We start from the raw sequence: 22,713 nt of genomic DNA, 5'->3' as shown, positions 1-22,713 counted from the left end.
CCGGGCGGCCATGCCCGTGGGGGCCGGCTGATGTCATTGGACACCGGAGGTCTGCATGCATGCGGTGGCGGCCGGCTGGCACGGCGAGGTGGCGAGGCCCGAGTGGATGTTCGCCCGGGCACAGCCGCACTCGCGCGCGTCGCGCTCGACCCGGGGGGTCGACGCGCGACCCGCCGATCGCCAGAATGACCCGGTGCCGCCGCCGCGACCCGCCCCCGGACGTCACCAGGCGACCTCCGCCGAGGCCAGTCACTCGGATCAGCTGATCCGCCTGCTCTACGCCGAGCACGCCGGCCCGCTGCTGATGTTCGTGATGCGGTTGACCGGTGGGGACCGGCAGCGCGCCGAGGACATCGTGCAGGAGACGCTGCTGCGGGCCTGGCGCAACGCGCACCGCCTCGGCGGGCCGGGGCAGGGCTCGCTGCGGCCGTGGCTGGTCACGGTGGCCCGGCGGATCGCCATCGACGAGCATCGCAGCGAGCAGGCCCGCCCGGCGGAGACGTACGACCGGGACCTGACCGCGTTCGCCGAGTCGGACAGCACCGACCGGGTGCTGCGCACGATGACCGTGGCCGACGCGCTGCGTACGCTGAGCCAGTCGCACCGGGAGATCCTGGTGGCGACGTACTTCCGCGGTCGGACCGTCCCCGAGGCGGCGGAGGAGCTGGGCCTTCCGCTCGGCACCGCCAAGTCCCGGGTCTACTACGCGCTGCGCGCGCTGCGCACCGCTCTGCAGGAGAGGGGGGTGACGGAATGAGCCGGGCCGACCACATGGACGTCGCCGCGTATGCGCTCGGCGTGCTGGACGCCCAGGACGCCGAGCGGTTCGAGGAGCACCTGGCCACCTGCTGGGCGTGTGCGGCGGAGCTGGAGACGATGGTGCCGGTGGTGGGGATGCTCGCCGACATCGACGGCGAGTCGATGGCCGCGCTGGAGCAGACGCACACCGATCCGGCGCTGCTGGACCGGACGCTGGTGTCGGTGCGGCGGGACCGCCGGCGGACCCGGGTGCGGCAGTTGCTGGCCACCGCGGCGGCAGTGGTGGTGTTCGGCGGCCTGAGCGGGGCGGCGGCCGGGTTCCTCGGCGACGACGGGCCGGCGACGCCGCAGGCGGAGCCGACGCAGAGCGTGCCGACCGCGGCGCCGAGCAGCGCGCCCGCCGATCCGAACGACCCGAACATCGGCGGGAACGAGCAGGAGGGCGAGCAGCACAACGCCACCGACGCGGGCACCGGCGTGAAGACCACGATGTGGCTGGCGAAGAAGGAGTACGGCACCCAGATCAGCCTGCAACTGAACCGGCTGCCGGGTCCGCGCACCTGCCGGCTGCTGGTGGTGCGCAAGAACGCCACCAGCGAGGTGGTCGGCACGTGGTCGGTGCCGGGCAGCGGCTACGGCACCAACCAGAACCCGCTCGGGTTGGAGCTGACCGCGTCCACCTCGGCCCCGCTCGGCGACATCGCGAAGGTCCAGGTGCAGTCGGTGGACGTCAACGGGGTGGCGAGCCCGCTGGTGACGGTCGCCGACCTCTGATCCACCGCGCCGACGGCGCCGGGCGGTTCCACCGCCCGGCGCCGTCGCGTCGTTCCCGGACGGTCCCTCGGAGTGCCGCACGCGCGGTGGTCCGGAACGGTTCAACGAGTCCACTGTGAAATGGACCACCCTTCTCTGTTCAACCTTGACAGCGTCGCCGCCCGTACTACCCGGCGAACTGCCAAGAACGAGGAGGGCACGTGGCACACCACATGCGGACGACCGTCATCGTCGCGAGCGCGATGGTCGCACTTACGGCCTGCGCCCCCGCGGGCTACAACGGGGCGAACTCGGGCGCGGCGGAGCCGGTCGCCGTCGCCGCGGCCGAGCCCACCGCGGCCGCCGAACCGGAGGCGTCGGCCTCGCCGGAGGCGCCGGCCGCCGACAAGGCGCCCCCGTCGGACGTGAAACTCACCGACGAACTGGTCGGCAAGAAGCTGCCCCGGATGGGCAAGGTCGTCACCGACCAGGACGGCTGGGTGCTGTACCGGTTCGACAAGGACTCGTCGAACCCGGCGCAGTCCAACTGCGTGGACAAGTGCGCCGAGGTCTGGCCGCCGGCGCTCACCGACGGCAACCCGCAGTTGCAGGGCGTCTCCGACGACAAGGTCGGCACGGTCACCCGCCAGGACGGCACCCGCCAGATCACCATCGGCGACTGGCCGGTCTACCGCTACATCGGCGACAAGAAGCCGGGCCAGTGGAAGGGCCAGGGCGTCGGCGGCACGTGGTTCGTCGTCGACCCGAACGGCAAGAAGAACCTGACCTGCCTGCCGACGGGCACCCCGAAGGCGGTCGCCCCGCCGGCGTCGGGTGACTCGGGCAGCTCGGGTGGCGGCTCGGACTACTCGTACTGACCGCACCGGACACGGTGACCGGTCGCCGCCGGGGAGGGCGCGGCCGGTCACCGTCGTGGACCCGGGAGGCGGGGGGTACCGGCATCGCCCCGCCTCCCGGCACGGACACCGTCGCACGCTCGCAGCGTGCGGCGGTGTCCGCCGTCACGGCGGCCGGCCGTGGCAGAGTGGCGGGGTGACCTCGCCCGCCGCCCGCCGGACGCTGCGCCCTCCGGCCGGCTACCGCCTCGCCGCCTCGGTGCGGGCGTTGACGTTCAGCCCGTACGACCCGTGCGCGCGGATCGCCGCCGGCAGCTTCTGGTGGGCCACCCGCACCCCGGACGGCCCGGCCACGCTGGCGCTGCGCCCGGAGGCCGGCGAGCTGGTCGCCGAGGGCTACGGGCCGGGCGCGGCGTGGGTGGTCGAGCGCGCCGACGGGGTGGCCGGGCTGCGCGACGACCTGACCGGGTTCGCCGCGCTGGCCGCCGCGCACCCGCTGGTGGCCCGACTGGCGCACCAGCACCACGGGCTGCGGATGCCCGCCACCGGCCAGGTCTTCCCCCGGCTGCTGCGGGCCGTCTTCGAGCAGAAGGTCACCGGCAAGGAGGCCTACCGGGCGTACGCGGCGACCGTCCGGCACTTCCGGGAGCCGGCGCCGGGCCCGTTGCAGCCGCTGCTGCTGCCGCCGGAGCCGGCCGCGGTGGCGGCCACGCCGTACTGGGTGTTCCACCCGTTCGGGGTGGAGCAGCGCCGGGCGGACACGCTGCGCCGCGCGGCCGCCGTGGCGGACCGGCTGGAACGCTGCGCGGACGCGGCCGAGGCGACCCGCCGGCTCACCACGATCGCCGGCATCGGGCCGTGGACCGCCGCCGAGGTGGTCCGGATCGCCTACGGGGACCCGGACGCGGTGAGCGTCGGCGACTACCACGTGCCGAACACGGTGGCCTGGGCGCTGGCCGGGGAGCCGCGCGGTGACGACGCCCGGATGCTGGCGCTGCTGGAGCCGTTCGCCGGTCACCGGGGGCGGGTGTGCGTGTTGCTGGAGGCCGCCGGCATCCAGGCCCCGAAGTACGGGCCACGCGCCCCGATCCGCTCCTTCGCCCGCTACTGACCGGTCAGCGGACGGCGCAGAGCCGACGCAGCGTGCGCCCCAGCCACCAGGCGTAGGCCAACTGGAAGCCCCGGGTGACCGGCCCGGCGGCCCGCACGTACCAGTGCGCCGGCCGGCTGAACGCGGCCACCTCGAAGAAGGTCCCGTCCGGACCGCGGGTGACCAGGAACGCCTCCTCGCCGATCTCCGGGTGCCCGGGCAGCGTGCCGTAGCCGAAGCCGGCCCGGTCCGGCTCGTCGACCGCCCAGACCACCTCGGTCGGGCCCCACAGCCGCGCCGGCCCGACGCCGAGCCCCGGCGTGACCCGCACCCCGGGGGCGGCGCGCGGCGCGTCGGCGCGCATCACCACCCCGGCGGCGCGGTGCAGCCGCCAGCCGAGCACCGCGTCCGCCGCGACCGGGAAGCCGCCGTCGGGCAGCCGGACCCGGTGGCGCAGGTGGTGGTAACCGGCCGGCAGGCCGCCGTCGCGGGTCGCGCCCACCTCCGGGTACGTCAGCTCGGCCACGTCGGCCACCTCTCGTCGCGTGGGAACACTCCCGCCAGGGTACGACCGCCCGCGGCGGATGTGCTGAGCTGAGCCGGTGACCGACGACGTGACCATCGCCCCCGCCGTCGCCTCGGACGCCGGTGAGATCCTCACCGTGCAGCGCGCGGCATACCTGGTGGAGGCGCAACGCTACCGGGACCTGTTCCTGCCCCCGCTGACCGAGACGCTGGACGAGGTCCGGGCGGCGCTGGCCGGCCCGGCCGTGGTGCTCGCCGCCCGGCGCGGCGCCCGCCTGGTCGGCTCGGTGCGGGCCCGCCTCGACGGCGACACCGCCCACGTGGGCCGGCTCTCGGTCGCCCCGGACCAGCAGGGGCACGGCATCGGTGGGCGGCTGCTCAGCGCGGTGGAGCGGGCCTGCGCCGGCCGGGTGGCGCGGTTCGCGCTGTTCACCGGCGCCGACAGCGCCGACAACCTGGGCCTGTACGCCCGGCGCGGCTACCGGGTGGTGGCGCACCGGGACGACGAGAACGGCAACCGGTTGGCGGTGCTGGAGAAGGTCAGCCCCGCTCGCAGCGACGCCTGAGCCCGTCCGCCTCCTGCCGGAGGTAGCGGCGCATGGTGGCGCCGCCGACCAGCCCGACCAGCCCGGCCAGCGGGCCGGTCTGGGTCAGCGCCAGCTCGGCGCGGGTGCGCCCGTCGTCCAGCGGGACCAGCCGGTGCTCGCCCCGGCTGCGCACGCCGGGGGCGGCGGACTCCCAGACGAAGGCGTGCGGCGGCTCGATCTCGGTGACCCGCCACACGGCGGGGCGCAGGCGGGGCTGGGTGAGCCGGGCGGTCGAGCCGAGGACCAGCGGCCCGGGCTCCAGCCGGCGGGCGGCGGTGACCGAGGGCGTCCACTCCGGCCAGCGTTCCACGTCGGTCTGCACCGCCCAGACCCGCTCGACGTCGGCGGCGATCTCGACGACCTCCACGAACCGCATGGCGTCCCTCCCCCGAAGCAGCCCCGCCTCAGCCTAGGCCCGCCCCGCATCCCCCGCCGCCCCGAGCCATGGGCGGGGTGGGGAGTCAGGCGGCCTCGTGGAGATCGGCCAGGCCGACCGGGGCGTACCGCCGGAGCAGGCGCTCCAGCTCGGCGACCGAACCCGCCTCGCCGACCACGTTCGCGCCGCCGCCGTGCTCCGGCGGATAGCGGTGCGCCAGCCGGTAGCGGTACCGCCCGCGCACCAGTTCCACGCTGACCCGCCAGCGTCCGCAGCATCCGCAGCTCCACTCCGGCACGCCGCGACGGTAGCTCTGACCTGCGGTTCCGCCATCCGGTCGGCGGTGACGAAGGGGGCCGGGACGGGGCACGCCACCCGGGCCGGGCGGTGATCTGGCTCACCACCGTCGGTGGGGTCTGGTTGACTGGTCGCCGTGGACCTGCCGATCAACCCGCCGGTCGAGCCGATGCTGGCCAAGAGCGTGGCCCAACTCCCCACCGATCCCGGCCTGACCTACGAGCCCAAGTGGGACGGCTTCCGGTGCATCGTCTTCCGCGACGGCGACGAGGTCGAGCTGGCCAGCCGGGGCGGCAAGTCGATGACCCGCTACTTCCCCGAGGTGGTGGAGCAGGCGCGCCGCCAGCTCCCGCCCCGCTGCGCGGTCGACGGCGAGCTGATCGTGATCCGCCGGGACGGTCCGGGCGGGCAGCCGCGGCTCGACTTCGAGCTGCTGGCCCAGCGCATCCATCCGGCCGCCTCGCGGGTGAAGCTGCTGGCCGAGACCACGCCCGCCGACTTCGTCGCGTTCGACCTGCTCGCCGTCGACGACGAGCTGCTCATCGACCGGCCCTACCCGCAACGCCGGGAGCGGCTGGAGCGGGCCCTGGCCGGGGTCCGGCCCCCGGTGCACGTGACCCAGGTGACCACCGACCCGGAGACGGCCCGGCGCTGGTTCGAGGTGTTCGAGGGCGCCGGCCTGGACGGGCTCATCGTCAAGCCGGCCGACCTGCCCTACGAGCCGGGCAAGCGGCTGATGTTTAAGGTCAAGCACGCCCGCACGGCGGACGCGGTGGTGGCCGGCTTCCGCTGGCACAAGTCCGGCCCGGTGGTCGGCTCGCTGCTGCTCGGCCTCTACGGCGACGACGGGTTGCTGCACCACATCGGCGTCAGCTCCTCGTTCACCATGGCCCGCCGCAAGGAGCTGCTCGACGAGTTGAAGCCCTACCGCGAGGTCGGCGGCGACCACCCGTGGGTGCACGGCGACCACGAGCGGGGCCAGCGCATCCCGGGCGGGGTCAGCCGGTGGACCGGCGGCAAGAACCTGGAGTGGGAGCCGCTGCGCCCGGAGCTGGTGGTCGAGGTGGCCTACGACGCGATGGAGGGCGACCGGCTGCGGCACACCGCCCGGTTCCTGCGGTGGCGCCCCGACCGCGACCCCCGCTCGTGCGACTACGGCCAGCTCGACCGACCGGTCCGCTTCGACGTGGACGAGGTGCTGCGCGGGGATCCGGCGGCGACGGTGAGCGACACCGGCGGCCGGGCGTAGCCTGGCGGTCGACCCGATCATGGAAGGCGCCCACGTGACAGGCTTCCCCGACCGGCCCCGCCGGGTCCGGCCCACGCTGGCCGCGTTCGTCGCGGCGGTGGTGCTCACCGCCGGTTGCACGCTGCCGGCGTTCGCCCCGCGTGCCGAGAGCGAGGGCGAGGCGGCCCCGCCGGGCAGCGCGCCCACCTGGCGGTCCTGCCCGGAGGTGCCCGACGAGCTGGTCGGCCGGGGCGCGGCCGACATGCGTTACGACTGCGCCCGGATCCTGGTGCCGCGCAACTGGGGCGCCGGGGCGACCACCGGCGCGACCACCGGGCCGGGCACCGGCGAGACGTTCGAGATCGCGCTGATCCGGGCGCGGTCCACCAAGCAGCGGGACCGGATCGGGTCGCTGGTGGTCAACCCGGGCGGCCCGGGCGCGTCCGGCGTGGACACCGCGGTCTACCTCTCCTTCGGCCCGGCGTTCGGCGGCCTGCCGACCGCGATCACCGACCGGTTCGACATCGTCGGCTTCGACCCGCGCGGGGTGGCCCGGTCCAGCCCGGTCAGGTGCATCCCCGACGCCGACCTGGACGCCAGCTTCGGCTACGACCCCGACCCGGAGAGCCAGGCGTCCTTCGACGGCTTCGTCGACCTCAACCGGCGCATCGGCGAGCGGTGCGGCGCGAAGTACGGCGACCAGCTTCCGCTCTACGGCACCGAGCAGGCCGCCCGGGACATGGACGCGGTGCGCGCGGCGGTCGGCGACGAGAAGCTGACCTACCTCGGCTACTCCTACGGCACGCTGCTGGGCGCCACCTACGCCCAGCTCTACCCCCAGCGGGTGCGGGCGCTGGTGCTCGACGGCGCGGTCGACCCGAGGCAGCAGTTGATCGCCGGCTCGGAGAGCCAGGCCAAGGGCTTCGAGCGGGCGTTCGACAACTTCGCCAGGTGGTGTGCGGCGAACGCCGGGCGCTGCCCGATCGCGCCGGACGCGCGGGGCGCGGTCACCGCCGCGATCGACAAGGCCAACGCCGCACCGGTGCGGGGGGCGGGCGGCCGGGAGGCCACCGCCGGCTGGGTCTTCTACGCGGTGATCTCCTCGCTCTACACCGAGCAGGGCTGGCAGGAGCTGGCCCGGGCGATCGACGAGTTGCAGGGCGGTGACCCGGCGGGCGTGTTCAAGCTCGCCGACGCGTACGCCGGCCGTGAGGACGACGGGCACTACTCCAACCTGTTCGACGCCAACCTGGCGGTCAACTGCGCCGACGAGTCGGAGAAGCCGACCCGGGAGCAGGTCCGCTCGTTGCAGTCGCAGTGGCGGCAGAAATATCCGCTGTTCGGCCCGGCGCTGGCGGTGGGGATGCTCGGCTGCGTGGAGTGGCCGGGCGGGCGAGATCCCTACCCGACCGGGCGGGCGGCCGGCGCGCCGCCGATCCTGGTGGTCGGCACCACAGGTGACCCGGCCACGCCCTACGAGCAGACCGCCGCGCTGGCCTCGATGCTGGGCGTCGGCCGCGTGCTGACCTGGGAGGGCGAGGGGCACACCGCCTATCCGCAGACCCGGTGCGTGACGGCGGCCGTCGACGCGTACCTGATCTCGCTCACCGTCCCCCGGGAGGGGCTGCGCTGCCCCGCCCGGTGACGGTGCGGCGTGCGGTCAGCCGGCGGCCGGCGGCGTCCAGCCCTCGGGCAGGTGCCCGATGCGGACCCGCTGCGGGTGATCGCCGACCGGAACGCTGGCGACCTTCTGGCCGGTGGCGAAGCTGATCGCGGTGACCTGGTCCGCGCCGGACTCGGAGATGACGCAGTCCCGCCCGTCCCCGCTGACCGTGGCCCAGTAGGGCTTGCTGGCCGGCACCAGCGTGCCCTCGCGCAGGGTGGCCCGCCCTGCACGTGCACCCGAACACCGTGCGCTACCGGATGCGCCGGCTCCGGGAGGTGACCGGCGGACCCCCTGTCGAGGACGGGGGCGGTGCACGGTGCCGGAGACCGTGCACTGGTGGTGGGCGCTGCGGAGCTGGCTGGACGGCTGCCCGGCGCGCGAGGTCACCGGCGGCGGCGCCTGACCCGGCGGTCGCCGGGGGCCGCCTCGGGCGTCGGGCGGGCCGGCGGCTCGGGCAGCACCACGCCCTGCCGGGCGGCCATCTCCTCGACGAGCGCCCGCAGCCGCCGGATGTCGGCCTTCAGCTCCTCCTGTTCGGCGTGCTCGAACGCGTCGTCGTCGACGATCAGCCGGCTGGCGAAATGCGCGGTGATCAGCGGGATCACCAGCAGCACCATGGTGGAGATGAGCAGCGCGGCGAGGAACCGCCCGGCCAACGTGGTCGGGGAGATGTCGCCGTAGCCGACCGTGGAGGCGGTCACCACCGCCCACCAGACCGAGTCCGCTGCCCCCTTGTGCTCGGCGTGGCTGTAGAGCACGCCGGCCACCACGATCATCAACAGGTACGAGGTGATCAGTGTCCGGGGTGAGTTGGCGAACCAGACCAGCCCCCGGTAGATCCAGCGGAACGGCAGCAGCAGAAGTTCCATGGCGTCATGCTGCACGGTCATCGCCACCCGTCGCTGTGCGACGCTGGCCGGGTGACCGACGTGATCTTCCGGGAGGCCGTCCGGGCCGACCTGCCCGCCGTGCTCGCCCTGCTCGCCGACGACGTGCTCGGCCGCACCCGCGACCTGCCCCAGGTCGACGAGGCGTACGAGCGGGCGTTCGCCGACCTCGACGCCGACCCGCGCAACCTGATGATCGTCGCGGACGACGGCGGCGAAGTGGTCGGCTGCTTCCAGATCACCTACATCCCCGGGCTGGGCCGGCACGGCGCCGAGCGGTCGCTGATCGAGTCGGTGCGGGTCCGCTCCGACCGGCGCGGTCGCGGGCTCGGCGGGGCGATGATGCGCTGGGCGATCGACCAGGCCCGCGCGCGCGGCTGCACGCTGGTGCAGCTCACCACCGACAAGAAGCGCGCCGACGCGCACCGGTTCTACCGCGACCTGGGCTTCGTGGCCAGCCACGAGGGGATGAAACTGGCGCTGTAGCGGGAACCGGATCCCCCTGGTGGGTGAGGGCGGGCGCGGGGCCGCCGACCAGGCTGGGGGCATCCACCGCCGAGGAGGCCCGATGCCCGCCGCCACGCCGTCCCCGCCCGTCCACCCGCACGACGACCGCCCGCCGCGCCCGTGGACGGTCCGCGCCGCCCACCTGATCCCGCTCGTCGTGCTCCCCTCCGGCCTGTGGCGGATCGCGCTCGTCGCCGGGCTGCCGATCGGCGCCGTGGTGGCCGGCGAGCGGATCCGGCCCGGGTTCGGCGAGAGCGTCTACATCGTCGCGCTCAGCCTGGTCTCGGAGGGGCTGGCGCTGCTCGCGCTGGGCCTGGTCCGCCCGTGGGGCGAGGTGTTCCCCCGCCGGCTCCCGCTGGTCGGCGGCCGGCGGGTGCCGCCGTCGTTCGCGATCACCGCCGCCACCGCCGGCGCCGTCGCACTCACCCTGATCTGGGGGTACGCGAGCTGGGGCGTGCTTGTCGACGGCAACGACCTGGGACTGCCGGGCGGCGGCTTCGCGCTCCTGGTGGCCTGCTACGCCCCGCTGCTGCTCTGGGGTCCGCTGCTGCTCGCGGTCACCTGGGCCTACCACCGCCGCCGCTCGGGCACCCTCTAGCTAGTCGGTGAGTCGGGGGTGCCCGGTGCCGGCATGCCTGATCCAGCAGATGCGCCTGTCATTGTCGACCAGGTACCAGACACGACCTCCGGCGGTGACCTCATACTGCCACTGCGGCAGCGCCTGCCGGTTGTGCACGCCGACGGCCAGGGAACCCTTGAGGGGATGCTGGCGGATGGTCGGCGGCATGGGGCAGGGGTCGGTCTCCATGGCGTCGAATGCGGCGCGGGTGTTGGCTGCCGCCTGGCGACACAACTCCTCCCAGCCCTTGGCCGCGTCGTTGGTGGCGAACCGGATGGTGTAGCCGCCAGGGCGGGGCGGTGGGGCGGCCCGGTCACCGCGTTTCGCGCTCACTCGCCGGCCGGGCGCGTGACCGGCCCGAAGTCGTCGTCGCTGGGCGCCACCAGGATCCGGAGCAGGTCGGGGTCGGCGTGGATCTCGGCGGTGTGCCGCCACTCGGCGAGCAGCTGCGACAACGCGGCGGTGTTGCCCACCGCGGCGGCAGCCTCCGCCGTGGTGACGAACTCGTCGGCCATCTGCTCGGCGTCCACCGCCGGAAGGAACCGGACCCAGGGCAGCACCGTCGGCAGCGCGTCGCGGACCAGCCCGGGGTCCCGGCGGACCAGGGACGCCAGCAGCCGCGCGGTCAGATCCACCACCTCGCCCTCGGCTGCCGCGCGGTCGGCGGACATCAGCACCAGGTCGGCGGCGTCCCGGCGGCGCAACCGCAGCGCGCGCGCCCGGGACAGCCGCTCGGTGGTTTCCGCCGGCTGACGCAGCAACTCGGAGAACGGCACGGACTCCAACGGCATGGACATGACATCAACACTACTTCAGAAGTAGCGCACTGTGCGACGAACACCCAGGCTCAGTCGGTCACCAACTGACCGTCCCGCAGGACCAGGGTGCGGTCGGCCAACTCGATGAGCGCCGGATCGTGCGTCGCGACCAGGGCGGTCATCCCCCGGGCGTGCACCACCGCGCGGAGCAGGCCCATGATCGAGCGGCCGGTCTCCGAGTCGAGCTGCCCGGTCGGCTCGTCGGCGATCAGCAGGTCCGGCTCGTTCGCCAGCGCCCGGGCCACCGCCACCCGCTGCTGCTGCCCGCCCGACAGCTCGTACGGGCGCTGCGCGGCGTGCGCGCCCAACCCGACCAGCTCCAGCAGCACCGCGACCCGCTGTTCCCGCTCCGCCGCCGGCACCTTCGCCAGCCGCAGCGGAACACCGACGTTCTCCGCCGCGGACAGGATCGGGACCAGGCCGAACGTCTGGAAGACGAAGCCGACGGTGCCCCGGCGCAGCGACAGCAGCTCCCGCTCCCCCGCCGCGGTCACGTCGTGCCCGGCCACCCGGATCCGCCCGGCGTCCGGCCGGTCCAGGCCGCCGACCAGGTTCAGCAGCGTGGTCTTGCCGGCGCCGGACCGGCCGCGGACCGCTACCAGCTCACCGCGGCCGGCGGTGAAGGAGACGTCCCGCACGGCGTGCACGGCGTGCTCCCCCCGGCCGAAGGTGCGGCTCACCCCCTCGACCCGCACCACGTCCTCGACGGTCGTGGTCGGCGGCGTCACGGCCCGCTCGGTCATCACTCACCCTCCTCGGCGTGCGCCCGGTCGCCGGGGCGCACCGCGACGTGGTCGGGTTCCAGGTCGAGCCGGACCCGGTCCCGCAGCGACAACGCCTCCACGAACGGCGCCGGCAACTGCATCCGGCCGGTGCGGTCGAGCACCGCGTACTCCTCGCTGACCAGCTCGGTGCCGCCGTCGGCGGTGGTCCGCGCGGTCCGGCGTACCTCCGAGGCGGTCCGGCCGTCGCGGATGGCGACGGTCCGGCGGACCTGGCCGGCCACGGCGTGGTCGTGGGTGACCACCACGATGGTCACGCCCAGCTCGGCGTTGATGGTGCGCAGCGCGGCGAAGACCTCCGCGCCGGTCGCCTCGTCCAGCTCGCCGGTCGGCTCGTCGGCGAAGAGGATCTCCGGGTCGTTGGCCACCGCCACGGCCACCGCGCACCGCTGCTGCTCGCCGCCGCTCATCTGGCCCGGTCGCCGGTCCGCGCAGTAGCCGACCCCGACCATGTCGAGCAGGCGCCGCGCCCGCTCCCGCCGCTCCCGCCGGCCGCCACCCCGGCCGGCCAGCCTCATCGGCAGCTCGACGTTCTCCACCGCGCTCAGGTACGGCAGCAGGTTGCGGCCGGTCTGCTGCCAGATGAAGCCGACCATCTCCCGCCGGTAGGCCAACCGCTTCCGGTGCGACAGGGCGAGCAGGTCGTACTCGGCGACCCGGGCGATGCCGGCGGTCGGCGTGTCCAACCCGGACAGGATGTTGAGCAGGGTGGACTTGCCCGAGCCGGAGGCGCCCACGATGGCGACCAGCTCGCCCCGGTCGATCACCAGGTCGAGGCCCTGCAGGGCGACCACCTCGACGCCCTCGGTCTTGAAGATGCGCACCAGGCCGTCGCAGACGATGTGCCCGCGCAGCCGGTCCCGGCCGCCGGCCCGTTCGGCGGCGCGCTCGGCGGCACGTCGTTGCAGGGCGGCCAGGTCCGGCGCAGCCTCCGCGGTCGCGGTCATCAGCTCTCCTCTCCGAGCCGCAGCACCTCACCGAGGCGCATCCGGCGGTTGTTCACGGCCTCCACGGTGATCGCGAAGCCGAGGGCCAGCAGGGCCAGGGCCGACACCCCGGCCACCAGGCCGGGTTCGAAACGGGGACGCACGCCCACCCCGCCGGTGAATGCGGGCAGGCCGAGCACCGGGGTGAGCAGCAGCGGCAGCAACGCGCCGACCACCGCGCCGGTGAGCACCGACACCAGCACCAGCGGGGTCAGCTCGACCAGCAGCAGCCCGCGCCACTGCCGGCGGGACAGGCCCATGGTGCGCAGCCGGGACAGCACCTGACCCCGGGAGCGGGCCCCGGCGAGCACCGCGAACGCCAGCCCGAGCAGGCCGAGCACCGCCCCGCCACCGGCGCCGAGCGCGAACCCGAAGACCAGCAGCCCGTTCACCCCGCTGCCGCCCAGCTCGGCGCGGACCTCGGACCGGCTGGTCACCTCCGGCGCGCGCGCCTTGTCCCCGGTGTCCACCGTGCCGATCCGCAGATAGCGGCGCTGACCGTCGACCGCCACCCGGTTCACCTCGGCCGTGTCGACGCCGGGCCCGGCCAGCACGAAGCCGGTCGGGGCGAGCGGGTGCGCGGCGTCGGCCGGCAGCGCCGGCCAGGGCAGCACCACGAACCTCTCGACGTCGCGGTCGACGAGCGCGAACCCGTCGACCGTGGCGGCGACCCGCACCGGCAGCCGGTTGCCCTGCACGTCCAGCCAGGCGGGACGGCGGCCCCGCGCGTCGGCGAGGCCCGCGTCGGCCAGTTCCCCGGCGACCGTCGGGGAGACCACCGCCGGCAGCGGGGTGGTGCCGTCGCCGCCGGCCAGCAGCGCATCCGGCACGCTCGCCGGTACGCCGGCGCGGCGGGCCACCTCGGCGAAGCCGGCCGCGTCGACGAGCAGCACCCGCAGCTCCCGGATCGGGGTCGGCCGACCCACCCGGTCGGCGTACGGGCGCTCCGCCGCCACGGTCAGCAGCGGCGCCACCGCGCGCACGCCGGGCAGCGCGGCCAACCGGTCGGCGGTGTCCGGCGCGAACCGCTCGCCGCCGACCAGCACGTCGCCGGGCACCGCGCGCGCCGCGGCGGTGTCCCGACCGGCCTCGATGCCGGTCGCCACCACCCCGCAGAACGCGGCCGTGGCCACCGCCAGCACCACCACGACCAGCGGCCCGGTGCTGGCCGCCCGGCCCGCGCGGGCGGTGCCGAGGAACGCGACGCTGCCCCGCGCCCGGACCGTGGCGCGACTGAGCAGCCGCAACGGCCACGGGTACGCGCGCAGCGCCAGCAACGCCGCGGCCACCGCCAGCAGCACCGGCACCGACACCAGCAGCGGATCCACCGATCCGGCGACGAGCCCGCGCCGGCGCAGCAGGAACGCTCCGAGCACGGCCACCCCGAGCACCACCACCTCGACGGTGAGCCGGACCGCCGGCGACCGGCCGCCGAGGTCGGCGCGGCCGGCGGCGCCCCGCCCGACCGCGAGCGCCGCCAGCGGCGGAACCGCGGTGACCAGCAGCGCGGCCAGCACCACCCACGGCGCCGACGTCCCGGTGCCGGGCAGCAGGCCGCCGAGCAGCCAGCCGATCCCGGCCGCGGCCGGCAGCACCAGCGCCGACTCGGCCAGGCCCCGGCGCAGCAGCGCGCCCGTCGAGCCGCCACGCGCCCGGATCAGGTGGAACTCCGCGCGCCGGCGACGCGCGGCCAGCCGGGCGGCCAGCAGGGACAACCCGGCCAGCGTGGCGAGCAGCCCGGCGGCGATCACCGCGAGCAGCGTGCGGGCGGCGGCGTACGCGTCGGCGAAGCGCCGCAGCGCGATGTCCACGCCCTGGGTCAGCCGGACCGAGGCGGGTCGGACCCGGTCCAGCCCGTCGAGGCCGGCGATCAGCGCGTCGAGCCGGCCCGGGTCGAGTCGCTCCGGTGCGATCCGGTAGCGCCAGGTGAAGCTCACCGGCCAGCCGACCGCGACGGCGGCGTCCACCCCGGCGTCGGCGGTGTAGGCGACCGCGACGAACGGGTCGCCGTCGCCCTCCGGCGGGGTGAGCCGCAGCATCGACGGCAGCCCGTCCCACACCCCGTCGCGCGGGTCGTTCGGCCGCCACACGCCGACCAGTTCGACCGGACGGGACTTCAGCGGTCGGCCGGTCGGGTCGGTCGGGTCCAGCATCAGCAGGCTGAACCGGTCGCCGGGGGCGACGCCCAGGTTCTCCGCGATGGTGGCGGCGAGCGCCACCTCGACCGCGCCGGAGGCGGTGACGCCGCGTTCCGGCCACCGCCCGCCGGTCAGGGTGGCCGCCTCACGCAGGCCGTCGCCGGTCCGCAGGACCAGGTCGATCAAACCCTTGTCGGCGGAGAGCGTCGGGCCGCGCAGCCGGCCCGGGGTGGTGTCGGCGGCGTACCAGCGCTGCCCGATCGCCTCCCGCACCGCGCCCGGCATCCGCTCGGAGATCGTGTCGAGCTGACCCGACTGGGCGGCCACGACGGGCTGCTGCGTGGTCGCGAACGTGGTCGGCGCCTGGGCGTACGTCAGGTCACGCCGGACGGCCGGCTGGTTCGCGACGTACTCCCGCAGCCCCTGACCGGTGAGCCGGTCGGCGACCCGCGGCACCCCGGTGATCAGCAGCGCGGTCACCACGGTCAGGACGGCGAGCAGCAGGAACTGCCCCCCGTACGCCCGGACCCGGCCGGCGGCCCCCAGCAGCGTCATTGCTCTCCCCCCATGCGGAGCTGCACGGCCGAGACCCGCTGACGGATCCCGGTGGTGATGACGGCGGCGAAGGCGAGCGCGGCGAGCAGCAGCCCGACGGCGGTCGCCCCGACAGGTGACCAGGGCACGACGAAGACCGCCTCGGGCACCGGCCGGCCGGCCGCCGGGGTGAGGATCACCAGGGGCACCATGGTCGCCGCGACCACGGCGCCGACGAGCAGCCCGACGCCGACGCCGATCGCGGCCAGGAACGTCTGCTCGGCGAGGTAGGCGCGGCCCAGCAGCCGGGTCGTCGCGCCGAGCGTGTGGAACACGGCGAACTCGGTGAGTCGGCGCCGGGTGGTGGCCCAGACGTCGACGGCGAGGCCGACCAGGGCGAGCAGCACGGAACCGAGCGCGGCGGCGAGCAGACCGGTGCGGGCGCCCCGCCAGTACGGGTCCCGGGCGGCCTCCTCGGCCACCCGCTGCCGGTCGTGCAGCACGGTGCCGTCCACCCCGGCCAGCGCCTGCACGGCGGTGGCGTGCCCGCCCGGCCCGGTCCGCAGCCACCACTCGGCAGTCGGCCGGACACCGCCGCGCTGCTGGAGCACCTGGTTGGTGGCGGCGGGCAGGTCGACGAGCACGCCGTCACCCTCGGTGCCGGGCACCGCGGCGACCCGGCCGACCACCGTCACCTTCAGCGTCACCTCGGCCAGCGGCAGCGTGAAGGTGTCCCCGGTGCCGACGCTCAGCGCGGCGGCCACCCCGGGCGTGATCAGCACCGGCACCGGCGGGGCGTCCCCGCGCGGCACCACGACGAACCGCGACGGGGGCGTGCTCGCGTACTGCAGCAGCCCCTCCGGGACGTCGAACCGTCGCTCCACGTCCACTCCGGTCGGGGTGACTCGCGCGGCGCCGCGCGGCCCGTTCGCCGGGTCGATCACCCGCCAGGCGCCGTCGACCGGCAGCGGCAGCGCGGCGCCGCCGGCGTCGGTGAGCCGCAGGCCGTCCAGGATCAGCCGGTAGGAGGAGCCGATGATGTCGCCGCCGTCGGCCTCGAAACCGGCCAGCCGCAGCGGCGCCCCGCCGCTGTCCGGCAGCGTGGCGGAGAACCGCACCGGGCGGCCGTCCCCGCCGGCCTCGGTCAGCCGCAGCCGCCAGGCCACCCCGGAGTCCGTGGTGAACAGCGCGCTCACGGTCACCGTCGGCGGCGTGAGCGTGGTCTCGACCGGGGTGCGGACGGTGCCGGCGAGGGTCCGCGCCCCGGTCGGCAGGACGCCACCGGCGGGTGCGCTCCGCGCGCCGACCAGGCGGTCCAGCAGGCCGGCGGTGGACGTCCCGCCCTCGGCGTCGTCGAGCCTGATCATGCCGCGCGCGGCGGCGGCGTCGAGGGCGACCGCGGTCGCCGGCCGCGACTCCCGGCCCAGCCGCAGGTCGTCCCGCCAGGCCGGCAGCACCCGGTCCAGCCCCGGCGTGGCGGCCAGCCCGGCGGCCCGGTCGTCCGGGGCGGTGCCGTCGCGCTCGGTCAGCCGCAGGTCGGTGCCGACCGTGTGCCACGCCTGGTCGCGCTGCGACCGCTCCCAGGAGGCCACCAGCGACCAGGCCAGCGTGCTGCCGCCGACGGCGAGCGCGAGCAGCAGCACCGGACCGGCGTGCGGACGACGGCCGGCCTGCCACACGCCGAACATGGTGGCGTTCCACGGCCGCCGGTCGACGAAACGCTCGGCCAACCGGGTGGTCGGTGGCAGCAGCCGCAACGCGATCACCGCGCCGGCCAGCACGCCGATGGTCGGCGCGGCGGCGAGCAGCGGGTCGATGCCGAGGCTGCCGTTCGCGCCGGCCAGCGGCGACGAGTACTGCCGCAGTTGGGTCCAGGCGAGCACGGCCAGCGCCACCAGGGCCAGGTCGACGCTGGCGCGTTGCACCGCCGCGCCCCGGGTGGGGCGGGACCGGGCCGCCATGTCGGCGACGTAGGTGCCGGCCCGCCGCAGCGCCGGCAGCACCATGGCGAGCAGGCAGCCGACGGCGGCGCCGACCGCGACCAGCCAGACCCGGGCGGCACCGCCGTCGGTCAACCCGAGGTCCGCGCCGAGGTGACGCACCGCCTGCCCGGTCAGCGGCGGAGCCAGCAGCACGGCCGGGGCCACCACGAGCGTCGCCTCGCGTACGGCCAGCCCGGCGAGCTGGCCGCGCGCGGCGCCCCGGGCACGCAGCAGCGCGGTCTGCCCCCGCCGGTCCTCGTTGAGCAACGCGGCGACCAGCACCAGCGCGTACCCGCCGAGCACCACGATCAGCAGCAGCGGGGTGAGCAGGGCCGAGCGGCCCACCAGGTCGGCCCGCCCGAGCCTGTCGACCAACCGGTCCAGATGGGTGACCTGCTGCGCCGAGGAATCCAGGCCGGTCGCCTCGGGCAGCCGGTCGGTGACGTCGGCAAGCGCGGCGGTGACCGCCGGCAGCGCGGCCGGCTCGACGCCGACCAGGTCCGGATCGACAAGCCAGGCCGCCGAGACCGACCCCGGGAAGGTACGCGCGAAGTCCGCCTGGTCCAGCGCGAACGGCCCGTACGACGTGCTCGCCGCGTCGCCCTGGCTGTCGCCGACACCCGGCGCGAGCCGCCAGTACGCGTCGGAGGCGTCGCGGGGCCGCCACGTGCCGGCGATCGTCACCACGCCGCCGCGCTCCGCGGCCCGGTCGAACAACGGCACCCGCTCCCCGACCTCCAGGCCGAGCCGCGCCGCGACCTTCTCCGGCACGGTCACCTGCAACGGCTCGGCGCCGGCGGTGGGCCACGTCCCGGCCGTCAGCTCGGCGCGCGCCGGCAGGTCGTCGAGCGTGGCCAGGTTGGCGAACATCGGATCGTCGTCGGTGCGGGCGGCGCCCACGTCGCCGGTCAGCTCCCGACCGGTGCCGTAACGGGCGGCGGTCACGGCGACCGGCGTGCCGCCCAGACCCCTGGCGAACTGTGCCCGGACCGCCCGGTCCCGCTCGGCGAAGGCGTCGGCGTCGGCGCCACCGGAGCCGCTGACCAGCAGGCTGCGCTCCTCCGCCGGGGCGGCGTCGAGCACCGCCCGGGCGCCCGCCTCGACCGCCCGCCGGTTGTAGTCGGAGAGCCCGGTGACCAGCCCGACCGCGACGAGCGCCGCGACCGCGGCGGCGAGCAGCAGCCCACGGGCCTCGACCGCCCGCCTCCACACCAGCTTCATCCGACGTCCTCTCCTGGCCCCGGTGAGCCGATGACCAGGAAGACTCGTCAGCGTTGGCAAAAGGTTCGCGCCCGTTACATGATCGTTATCCCACCCCGCCTCCGCCCCGCCCCCGTCCAACGGGGCGGAGGGCGGGACGGGTCAGTGGTTGTTGTTGAGCCAGATGCAGGAGTTGTCGCTGCCGGTCCACCGCCAGCACAGGTGGTCGCGGGTCTGCGGCCCGTACTCGCCGTCGGCGGAGATGCCGAGGTCGGACTGGACGCTGCGCAACGCGCTCTGGGTGTAGCCGCCGAAGTCGTTGTCGACTCCGTTGGGGCCGAGGTACCGGCCGTAGATGCCCTGCAACGTCCGCTGCAGCTCACCGACGCCGGAGCTGTGGTCGCCGCGGATCAGCAGGCAGTTGAAGTTGATGGTGCTGCTGACGTACGCCGGGATCCAGGCCGTGGCGCCGCGGGCGCCGGACCAGGTCGAGGTGTAGACGCCGGCGCCGTTGCAGTGCGGCAGGGCGGCCTGGGCGGGCGCGGAGACGGCGACCACGCCGCCCGCGGTCGTGGCGGTGAGCGCGGCCGCGAGGCCGAGGCGGACGAGACGTCGGAGCATGGGAGAACCCCCTGGTCTGGGTGAGGGTCGCGCGCGCGACGCTGCGGCACGCGGCTTGCTCCACAATGGTTTCGTCCGCCGCCGGGCCCGGACAGGAGCCGGACCGGAGATTGACCGGCACTTCCGCGCCGCCTAGCGCAGCGCGGCGAGTTTGGCGTCGACGGCGTCGGTGCCGGCCTCCGTGAGCGAGGCGAGGATGTCCCGCGCCTGCCGCCACACCCGGCGGGCCGACGCGGCGTCGCCGGCGGCGAGGTACGCGTCGCCGAGGTCCACCAGCGCGTCCGCCTCCAACCGCCGGTGGCCGATCTCGCGACGCAACCGGACGGCGTGCCGGTAGCAGCCGACCGCGTCGGCGAACGCGTCGAGCCGCAGGTGGGCGTGGCCGAGGCTGGCCCAGGTGATGGCCTGGCCGAGCACGTTGTCGGCGGACTCGAACAGCGCCAGGGCCTGCCGGCAGCTCTCGATCGCGGCGTGGTGCTCCCCGAGTTGGGCGTGGGACCAGCCGACCGCGTTGAGCGCGAAGGCCTGGCCGGTGACGTGTCCGGCCTGCCGGTGCAGGCGCAGCGCCTCCCGGGCGTGGGCGAGCGCCCGCTCGGGCCGGCCGGTCCGGTCGTGGATCCACCCCAGGTTGAGTTCGACCCGGGCCTGCCCGGCGACGTCGCCCAGCCGCCGGTACCTGTCGTACGCCGACTCCAGGTGGCGCCGCGCGTCGGCGTACCGCTCCCGCGAGATGCCGGCGAAGCCGAGCACCCCGTGGGCGTACGCCTCCAGCCGGTCGTCGCCCAGCCGCTCGGCCGCCGACAACGCGGCCCGCAGGCTGCCGGTCCAGTCCTCCCAGTAGCCGCGCTGGTTGAGAAAGGTGGTGACGGCCCAGGCGAGGTGGCAGGTGTGCCGGTCGAAGCCGTGGGCGCTCGCCGCCGCCAGGACCGAGAGCAGCACCGGCCGTTCCTCGGTGAACCACCACGTGGCCTGGTCCCGGTCGGCCAGCGGCACCGGCGCGACGCCGGGGCCGGGCGGGTCGATCGGCAGCCGGTCGCGCTGCGGGTAGACCAGTTCGTCGGCGGCGTACGCCACGGACAGGTAGTGGTCGAGCAGCCGGGTCCGGGCCGCGTGCCGCTCGGCCTCGTCGTCCTCGGCCGCCGTCAGCTCGCCGGCGTACGCGCGGAGCAGGTCGTGGCAGGCGAACCGGCCGGGACGGTGCTCGGTGAGCAGGTGCGCCCGGGTCAGCGCGGCCAGGTGGCGGCGGGCCGGGGCGGGCGCGATCCCGGCGAGGCTGGCCGCCGCCGGCAGGGTGAGGTCCGGCCCCGGATGGACGCTCAGCAGCCGAAACAGCCGGGCGGTGTCCGGGTCGAGGGTCCGGTAGGACCAGGACATGACCCGCCGCAGGTCGGTGACGGGCTCGCCGCCGTCGAAGGCGTCCAGCCGTCCGGCGACGGGGCGGAGTTCCGCCGCCAGGTCGGCCAGGCGGAAGCCGGGGTGGACGGCGGCGCGGGCGGCGACGACGGACAGCGCCAGGGGCAGCCCGGCGGCGGCGAGGACGATGGCGTCGACGGCGTCGGGCTCGGCGGTCACCCGTGACGCGCCGAGGCGTCGGCGGAGCAGGTCGCGGGACTCGGCCGCCGACATGACGTCCAGGGTGACCGGCTCGGCGCCGTTGACGCTGACCAGGCCCAGGAGCTGGGCCCGGCTGGTGACCAGGACGAAGCAGCCGGGCGCGCCCGGCAGCAGCGGGCGTACCTGCTCGGCGTCGCCGGCGTTGTCCAGGACGACGAGCACCCGCCGGCCGTTGAGCAGGCTGCGGTAGCGGGCGATCTGCTCCTCCGGGTCGGCGGGCGGGCGCTCGCCCGCTCCGGCGAGCGCGTTGACGAACCCGGCGAGCGCCGTGCTCGGGCTCACCGGCGTGCCGGCGGGGTCGAAGCCGCGCAGGTTGACGTGGAGCTGACCGTCGGGGAAGCGCGCGGCGACGCGGTGCGCCCAGTGCACCGCGAGCGCGGTCTTGCCCACTCCGGCGGTGCCGGAGACGACCGCGAGACCCATCGCGGTCGGCTGGTCCGCCGCTCGGGTCAGGATCTCGTCGAGTCGGGCCAGCGCGTCGGCCCGGCCGGCGAACCCGAAGCCGTCGGCGGGCAGTTGCGCCGGCACGGCGCCGCCGTCGGCCGAGGGTGGGGATCCGGTGAGGAACCGTTGCCGTTCCGGCCCGTGCAGCGCGAGAGCGTCGGCCAGCAGCATCATCGTCGCCGGTCGGGGACGCGCGATCCGACCCGCCTCCAGGTCCCGGACGTGCCGGACCGACAGCCCCGCCTTCTCGGCCAGGGCCTCCTGCGTCAGCGCGCAGCGGCGGCGCAGCTCCCGTACGGCCTCTCCGAACACGCGGTCGACGGTATCGACGGCGGTCGGTGCGGGCAGTCGGAGATGCGACGCCCGCGGTCAGGCGTCTCTCGGGCGGTCGCGGTCCTTGGAGGGTTGGACGCGTTTCGGCTCGCCGGGCATCTTCGGGTATTCCGGCGGGTAGGGCAGGTCGCCGAGGCCGTCGGCGGCGTCCCGCTCGGCCCACTCCAGCAGCGGGGTGATGTCCCACGGGGCGTCGTCGATGCCGGCGTGCGGGTCGCCGCGCTCGGCGAGCCGGGCCGGCACCGTGCCCAGGTGGAAGTCGTCCGGGTCGGCGTCGGTCAGCTCGGCCCAGTCGACGGGGGTGGAGACGGTGGCCCGGGCGTTGGCGCGCAGCGAGTAGGCGCAGGCGATGGTGCGGTCCCGCGCGGTCTGGTTGAAGTCGACGAAGACCCGGCGGCCGCGCTCCTCCTTCCACCAGGCGGTGGTGACCAGCTCGGGCCGGCGGCGCTCCAGCTCCCGGGCCAGCGCGATGGTGGCGCGGCGCACCTCGACGAACGTCCAGCGGGGCTGGATGCGCAGGTAGACGTGCACGCCCCGGCCGCCGGAGGTCTTCGGCCAGCCCGGCACGCCCAGCTCGTCGAGCAGGGCCCGCAGCTCACCGGCCGCGGTCACCGCGTCGGCGAAGTCGGTGCCGGGTTGCGGGTCGAGGTCGACCCGCAGCTCGTCCGGGCGGTCGGTGTCGGCGGCGCGCACCGGCCAGGGGTGGAAGACCACGGTGCCCATCTGCGCCGCCCAGGCCACGTGGGCCAGGTCGGCCGGGCAGAGCTCGTCGGCCTTGCGGCCGCTGGGGAAGCTGATCTCCGCCGTCGAGACCCACGGGGGTACGCCGCGCGTCGGCACGCGCTTGGAGAAGAACATCTCCCCCTCGACGCCCTCGGGGAAGCGTTGCAGGGTGGTGGGCCGGTCGCGCAGCGCGCGCATGATGCCCTCGCCCACGGCGAGGTAGTAGTGGAAGACGTCCGCCTTGGTGAAGCCGCGCTGCGGGAAGATCACCCGGTCCGGGCTGCTCAGCCGCACGGCACGGCCGGCGACCTCGATCTCCTCGACGGCGCTTCTGCTGCCCGCCATCAGGCGACCATATGCGATGGCACCGACAGTCGACGTACCGTT

22 protein-coding genes and 1 pseudogene are annotated in these 22,713 nt (G+C 75.6%); 9 read left to right on the top strand and 14 right to left on the bottom strand.

Features of this window, described 5'->3' with window-relative positions:
* The first annotated feature begins 55 nt into the window (after positions 1-55).
* From ACIA5A_RS13350 to ACIA5A_RS13335, 4 genes are all read left to right on the top strand, one after another.
* Entirely contained in the window at positions 56-757 is a 702-nt protein-coding gene (locus ACIA5A_RS13350) for a sigma-70 family RNA polymerase sigma factor (RefSeq protein ID WP_091070661.1), read from the top strand.
* Entirely contained in the window at positions 754-1,533 is a 780-nt protein-coding gene (locus ACIA5A_RS13345; RefSeq protein ID WP_396760629.1) for an anti-sigma factor family protein, read from the top strand. Before ACIA5A_RS13350 ends, ACIA5A_RS13345 begins: the two co-directional genes overlap by 4 nt.
* 200 nt (positions 1,534-1,733) lie before the next feature.
* Positions 1,734-2,390, top strand: coding sequence for a hypothetical protein (locus tag ACIA5A_RS13340; RefSeq protein ID WP_396760627.1), 657 nt, complete (start codon positions 1,734-1,736; stop codon positions 2,388-2,390).
* 175 nt (positions 2,391-2,565) lie between these two features.
* Complete coding sequence (locus ACIA5A_RS13335) at positions 2,566-3,480, top strand: DNA-3-methyladenine glycosylase family protein (RefSeq protein WP_396760624.1); 915 nt, start codon at positions 2,566-2,568, stop codon at positions 3,478-3,480.
* Positions 3,481-3,484: 4 nt separating this feature from the next.
* On the opposite strand, the gene ACIA5A_RS13330 is transcribed toward ACIA5A_RS13335, so the two are convergent.
* Positions 3,485-3,985, bottom strand: a complete 501-nt coding sequence (locus ACIA5A_RS13330) for a DUF1990 family protein (RefSeq protein ID WP_396760621.1) — start codon at positions 3,983-3,985, stop codon at positions 3,485-3,487.
* A 76-nt stretch (positions 3,986-4,061) separates the two neighbouring features.
* Between ACIA5A_RS13330 and ACIA5A_RS13325 the strand changes: the two genes are divergently transcribed.
* A complete protein-coding gene (locus ACIA5A_RS13325; RefSeq protein ID WP_396760618.1) occupies positions 4,062-4,550 on the top strand; it encodes a GNAT family N-acetyltransferase in 489 nt (162 codons plus the stop codon).
* On the opposite strand, the gene ACIA5A_RS13320 is transcribed toward ACIA5A_RS13325, so the two are convergent.
* Together ACIA5A_RS13320 and ACIA5A_RS13315 are read right to left on the bottom strand one after the other, a co-directional pair.
* A complete protein-coding gene (locus tag ACIA5A_RS13320; RefSeq protein ID WP_396760615.1) occupies positions 4,525-4,947 on the bottom strand; it encodes an SRPBCC family protein in 423 nt (140 codons plus the stop codon). The genes ACIA5A_RS13325 and ACIA5A_RS13320 overlap by 26 nt on opposite strands.
* A gap of 85 nt (positions 4,948-5,032) precedes the next feature.
* Positions 5,033-5,245 carry a hypothetical protein gene (locus ACIA5A_RS13315; protein WP_091070645.1) on the bottom strand — a complete coding sequence of 71 codons (213 nt, stop codon included), beginning with the start codon at positions 5,243-5,245 and terminating at the stop codon, positions 5,033-5,035.
* Positions 5,246-5,380: 135 nt separating this feature from the next.
* Here ACIA5A_RS13315 and ACIA5A_RS13310 point away from each other — a divergent pair, with 135 nt between their 5' ends.
* Together ACIA5A_RS13310 and ACIA5A_RS13305 are read left to right on the top strand one after the other, a co-directional pair.
* Positions 5,381-6,493, top strand: a complete 1,113-nt coding sequence (locus ACIA5A_RS13310; protein ID WP_396760612.1) for an ATP-dependent DNA ligase — start codon at positions 5,381-5,383, stop codon at positions 6,491-6,493.
* Between the two features lie 76 nt (positions 6,494-6,569).
* Entirely contained in the window at positions 6,570-8,117 is a 1,548-nt protein-coding gene (locus ACIA5A_RS13305; protein ID WP_396760674.1) for an alpha/beta hydrolase, read from the top strand.
* 15 nt (positions 8,118-8,132) lie between these two features.
* Here the strand turns inward: ACIA5A_RS13305 and ACIA5A_RS13300 are convergent.
* A pseudogene (locus ACIA5A_RS13300) lies at positions 8,133-8,360 on the bottom strand (YncE family protein); the annotation flags it as partial.
* Positions 8,361-8,521: 161 nt separating this feature from the next.
* The gene (locus ACIA5A_RS13295) at positions 8,522-9,007 is read right to left on the bottom strand and encodes a potassium channel family protein (RefSeq protein WP_396760609.1); all 486 of its coding nucleotides are present in this window, start codon (positions 9,005-9,007) and stop codon (positions 8,522-8,524) included.
* Between the two features lie 51 nt (positions 9,008-9,058).
* Between ACIA5A_RS13295 and ACIA5A_RS13290 the strand changes: the two genes are divergently transcribed.
* A complete protein-coding gene (locus ACIA5A_RS13290) occupies positions 9,059-9,511 on the top strand; it encodes a GNAT family N-acetyltransferase (RefSeq protein WP_396760606.1) in 453 nt (150 codons plus the stop codon).
* Between the two features lie 82 nt (positions 9,512-9,593).
* Entirely contained in the window at positions 9,594-10,130 is a 537-nt protein-coding gene (locus ACIA5A_RS13285) for a hypothetical protein (RefSeq protein WP_396760604.1), read from the top strand.
* Here the strand turns inward: ACIA5A_RS13285 and ACIA5A_RS13280 are convergent, their stop codons facing one another.
* The 9 genes from ACIA5A_RS13280 to ligD form a co-directional block, all read right to left on the bottom strand.
* Positions 10,131-10,484 carry a type II toxin-antitoxin system RelE/ParE family toxin gene (locus tag ACIA5A_RS13280; RefSeq protein ID WP_396760602.1) on the bottom strand — a complete coding sequence of 118 codons (354 nt, stop codon included), beginning with the start codon at positions 10,482-10,484 and terminating at the stop codon, positions 10,131-10,133.
* On the bottom strand, positions 10,481-10,948 hold the full coding sequence (locus ACIA5A_RS13275; protein WP_396760600.1) for a hypothetical protein: 468 nt from the start codon (positions 10,946-10,948) through the stop codon (positions 10,481-10,483). The genes ACIA5A_RS13280 and ACIA5A_RS13275 overlap by 4 nt, the downstream gene beginning before the upstream one ends.
* A gap of 50 nt (positions 10,949-10,998) precedes the next feature.
* The gene (locus ACIA5A_RS13270; RefSeq protein WP_396760598.1) at positions 10,999-11,712 is read right to left on the bottom strand and encodes an ABC transporter ATP-binding protein; all 714 of its coding nucleotides are present in this window, start codon (positions 11,710-11,712) and stop codon (positions 10,999-11,001) included.
* Positions 11,712-12,698, bottom strand: a complete 987-nt coding sequence (locus ACIA5A_RS13265; RefSeq protein ID WP_396760595.1) for an ABC transporter ATP-binding protein — start codon at positions 12,696-12,698, stop codon at positions 11,712-11,714. Before ACIA5A_RS13265 ends, ACIA5A_RS13270 begins: the two co-directional genes overlap by 1 nt.
* The gene (locus ACIA5A_RS13260; protein ID WP_396760592.1) at positions 12,698-15,430 is read right to left on the bottom strand and encodes an FtsX-like permease family protein; all 2,733 of its coding nucleotides are present in this window, start codon (positions 15,428-15,430) and stop codon (positions 12,698-12,700) included. The genes ACIA5A_RS13265 and ACIA5A_RS13260 overlap by 1 nt, the downstream gene beginning before the upstream one ends.
* On the bottom strand, positions 15,427-18,612 hold the full coding sequence (locus tag ACIA5A_RS13255; RefSeq protein ID WP_396760589.1) for an FtsX-like permease family protein: 3,186 nt from the start codon (positions 18,610-18,612) through the stop codon (positions 15,427-15,429). The genes ACIA5A_RS13260 and ACIA5A_RS13255 overlap by 4 nt, the downstream gene beginning before the upstream one ends.
* 141 nt (positions 18,613-18,753) lie before the next feature.
* Positions 18,754-19,212: a peptidoglycan-binding protein gene (locus tag ACIA5A_RS13250; RefSeq protein WP_396760585.1), complete on the bottom strand. Its 459-nt coding sequence runs from the start codon at positions 19,210-19,212 to the stop codon at positions 18,754-18,756.
* Between the two features lie 132 nt (positions 19,213-19,344).
* Entirely contained in the window at positions 19,345-21,582 is a 2,238-nt protein-coding gene (locus ACIA5A_RS13245) for an ATP-binding protein (RefSeq protein ID WP_396760582.1), read from the bottom strand.
* Between the two features lie 57 nt (positions 21,583-21,639).
* Positions 21,640-22,671: a non-homologous end-joining DNA ligase gene (gene ligD, locus ACIA5A_RS13240; RefSeq protein ID WP_396760579.1), complete on the bottom strand. Its 1,032-nt coding sequence runs from the start codon at positions 22,669-22,671 to the stop codon at positions 21,640-21,642.
* Positions 22,672-22,713 lie beyond the last annotated feature (42 nt).

Source organism: Micromonospora sp. NPDC051300 (genome assembly GCF_044455315.1).
GTDB lineage: Bacteria > Actinomycetota > Actinomycetes > Mycobacteriales > Micromonosporaceae > Micromonospora > Micromonospora robiginosa.
The sequence above is the reverse complement of the archived record's forward strand: the minus strand, read 5'-3'. Positions and strand labels throughout refer to the sequence as shown.

Excerpts from the sequence above, each read along its gene's own strand:
- ACIA5A_RS13260 (WP_396760592.1), bottom strand. The coding sequence starts at position 15,430 with ATGACGCTGCTGGGGGCCGCCGGCCGGGTCCGGGCGTACGGGGGGCAG.
- ACIA5A_RS13265 (WP_396760595.1), bottom strand. The coding sequence starts at position 12,698 with ATGACCGCGACCGCGGAGGCTGCGCCGGACCTGGCCGCCCTGCAACGA.
- ACIA5A_RS13345 (WP_396760629.1), top strand. The coding sequence starts at position 754 with ATGAGCCGGGCCGACCACATGGACGTCGCCGCGTATGCGCTCGGCGTG.
- ligD (WP_396760579.1), bottom strand. The coding sequence starts at position 22,671 with ATGGCGGGCAGCAGAAGCGCCGTCGAGGAGATCGAGGTCGCCGGCCGT.
- ACIA5A_RS13255 (WP_396760589.1), bottom strand. The coding sequence starts at position 18,612 with ATGAAGCTGGTGTGGAGGCGGGCGGTCGAGGCCCGTGGGCTGCTGCTC.
- ACIA5A_RS13320 (WP_396760615.1), bottom strand. The coding sequence starts at position 4,947 with ATGCGGTTCGTGGAGGTCGTCGAGATCGCCGCCGACGTCGAGCGGGTC.
- ACIA5A_RS13285 (WP_396760604.1), top strand. The coding sequence starts at position 9,594 with ATGCCCGCCGCCACGCCGTCCCCGCCCGTCCACCCGCACGACGACCGC.
- ACIA5A_RS13270 (WP_396760598.1), bottom strand. The coding sequence starts at position 11,712 with ATGACCGAGCGGGCCGTGACGCCGCCGACCACGACCGTCGAGGACGTG.
- ACIA5A_RS13350 (WP_091070661.1), top strand. The coding sequence starts at position 56 with ATGCATGCGGTGGCGGCCGGCTGGCACGGCGAGGTGGCGAGGCCCGAG.
- ACIA5A_RS13295 (WP_396760609.1), bottom strand. The coding sequence starts at position 9,007 with ATGGAACTTCTGCTGCTGCCGTTCCGCTGGATCTACCGGGGGCTGGTC.
- ACIA5A_RS13250 (WP_396760585.1), bottom strand. The coding sequence starts at position 19,212 with ATGCTCCGACGTCTCGTCCGCCTCGGCCTCGCGGCCGCGCTCACCGCC.
- ACIA5A_RS13275 (WP_396760600.1), bottom strand. The coding sequence starts at position 10,948 with ATGTCCATGCCGTTGGAGTCCGTGCCGTTCTCCGAGTTGCTGCGTCAG.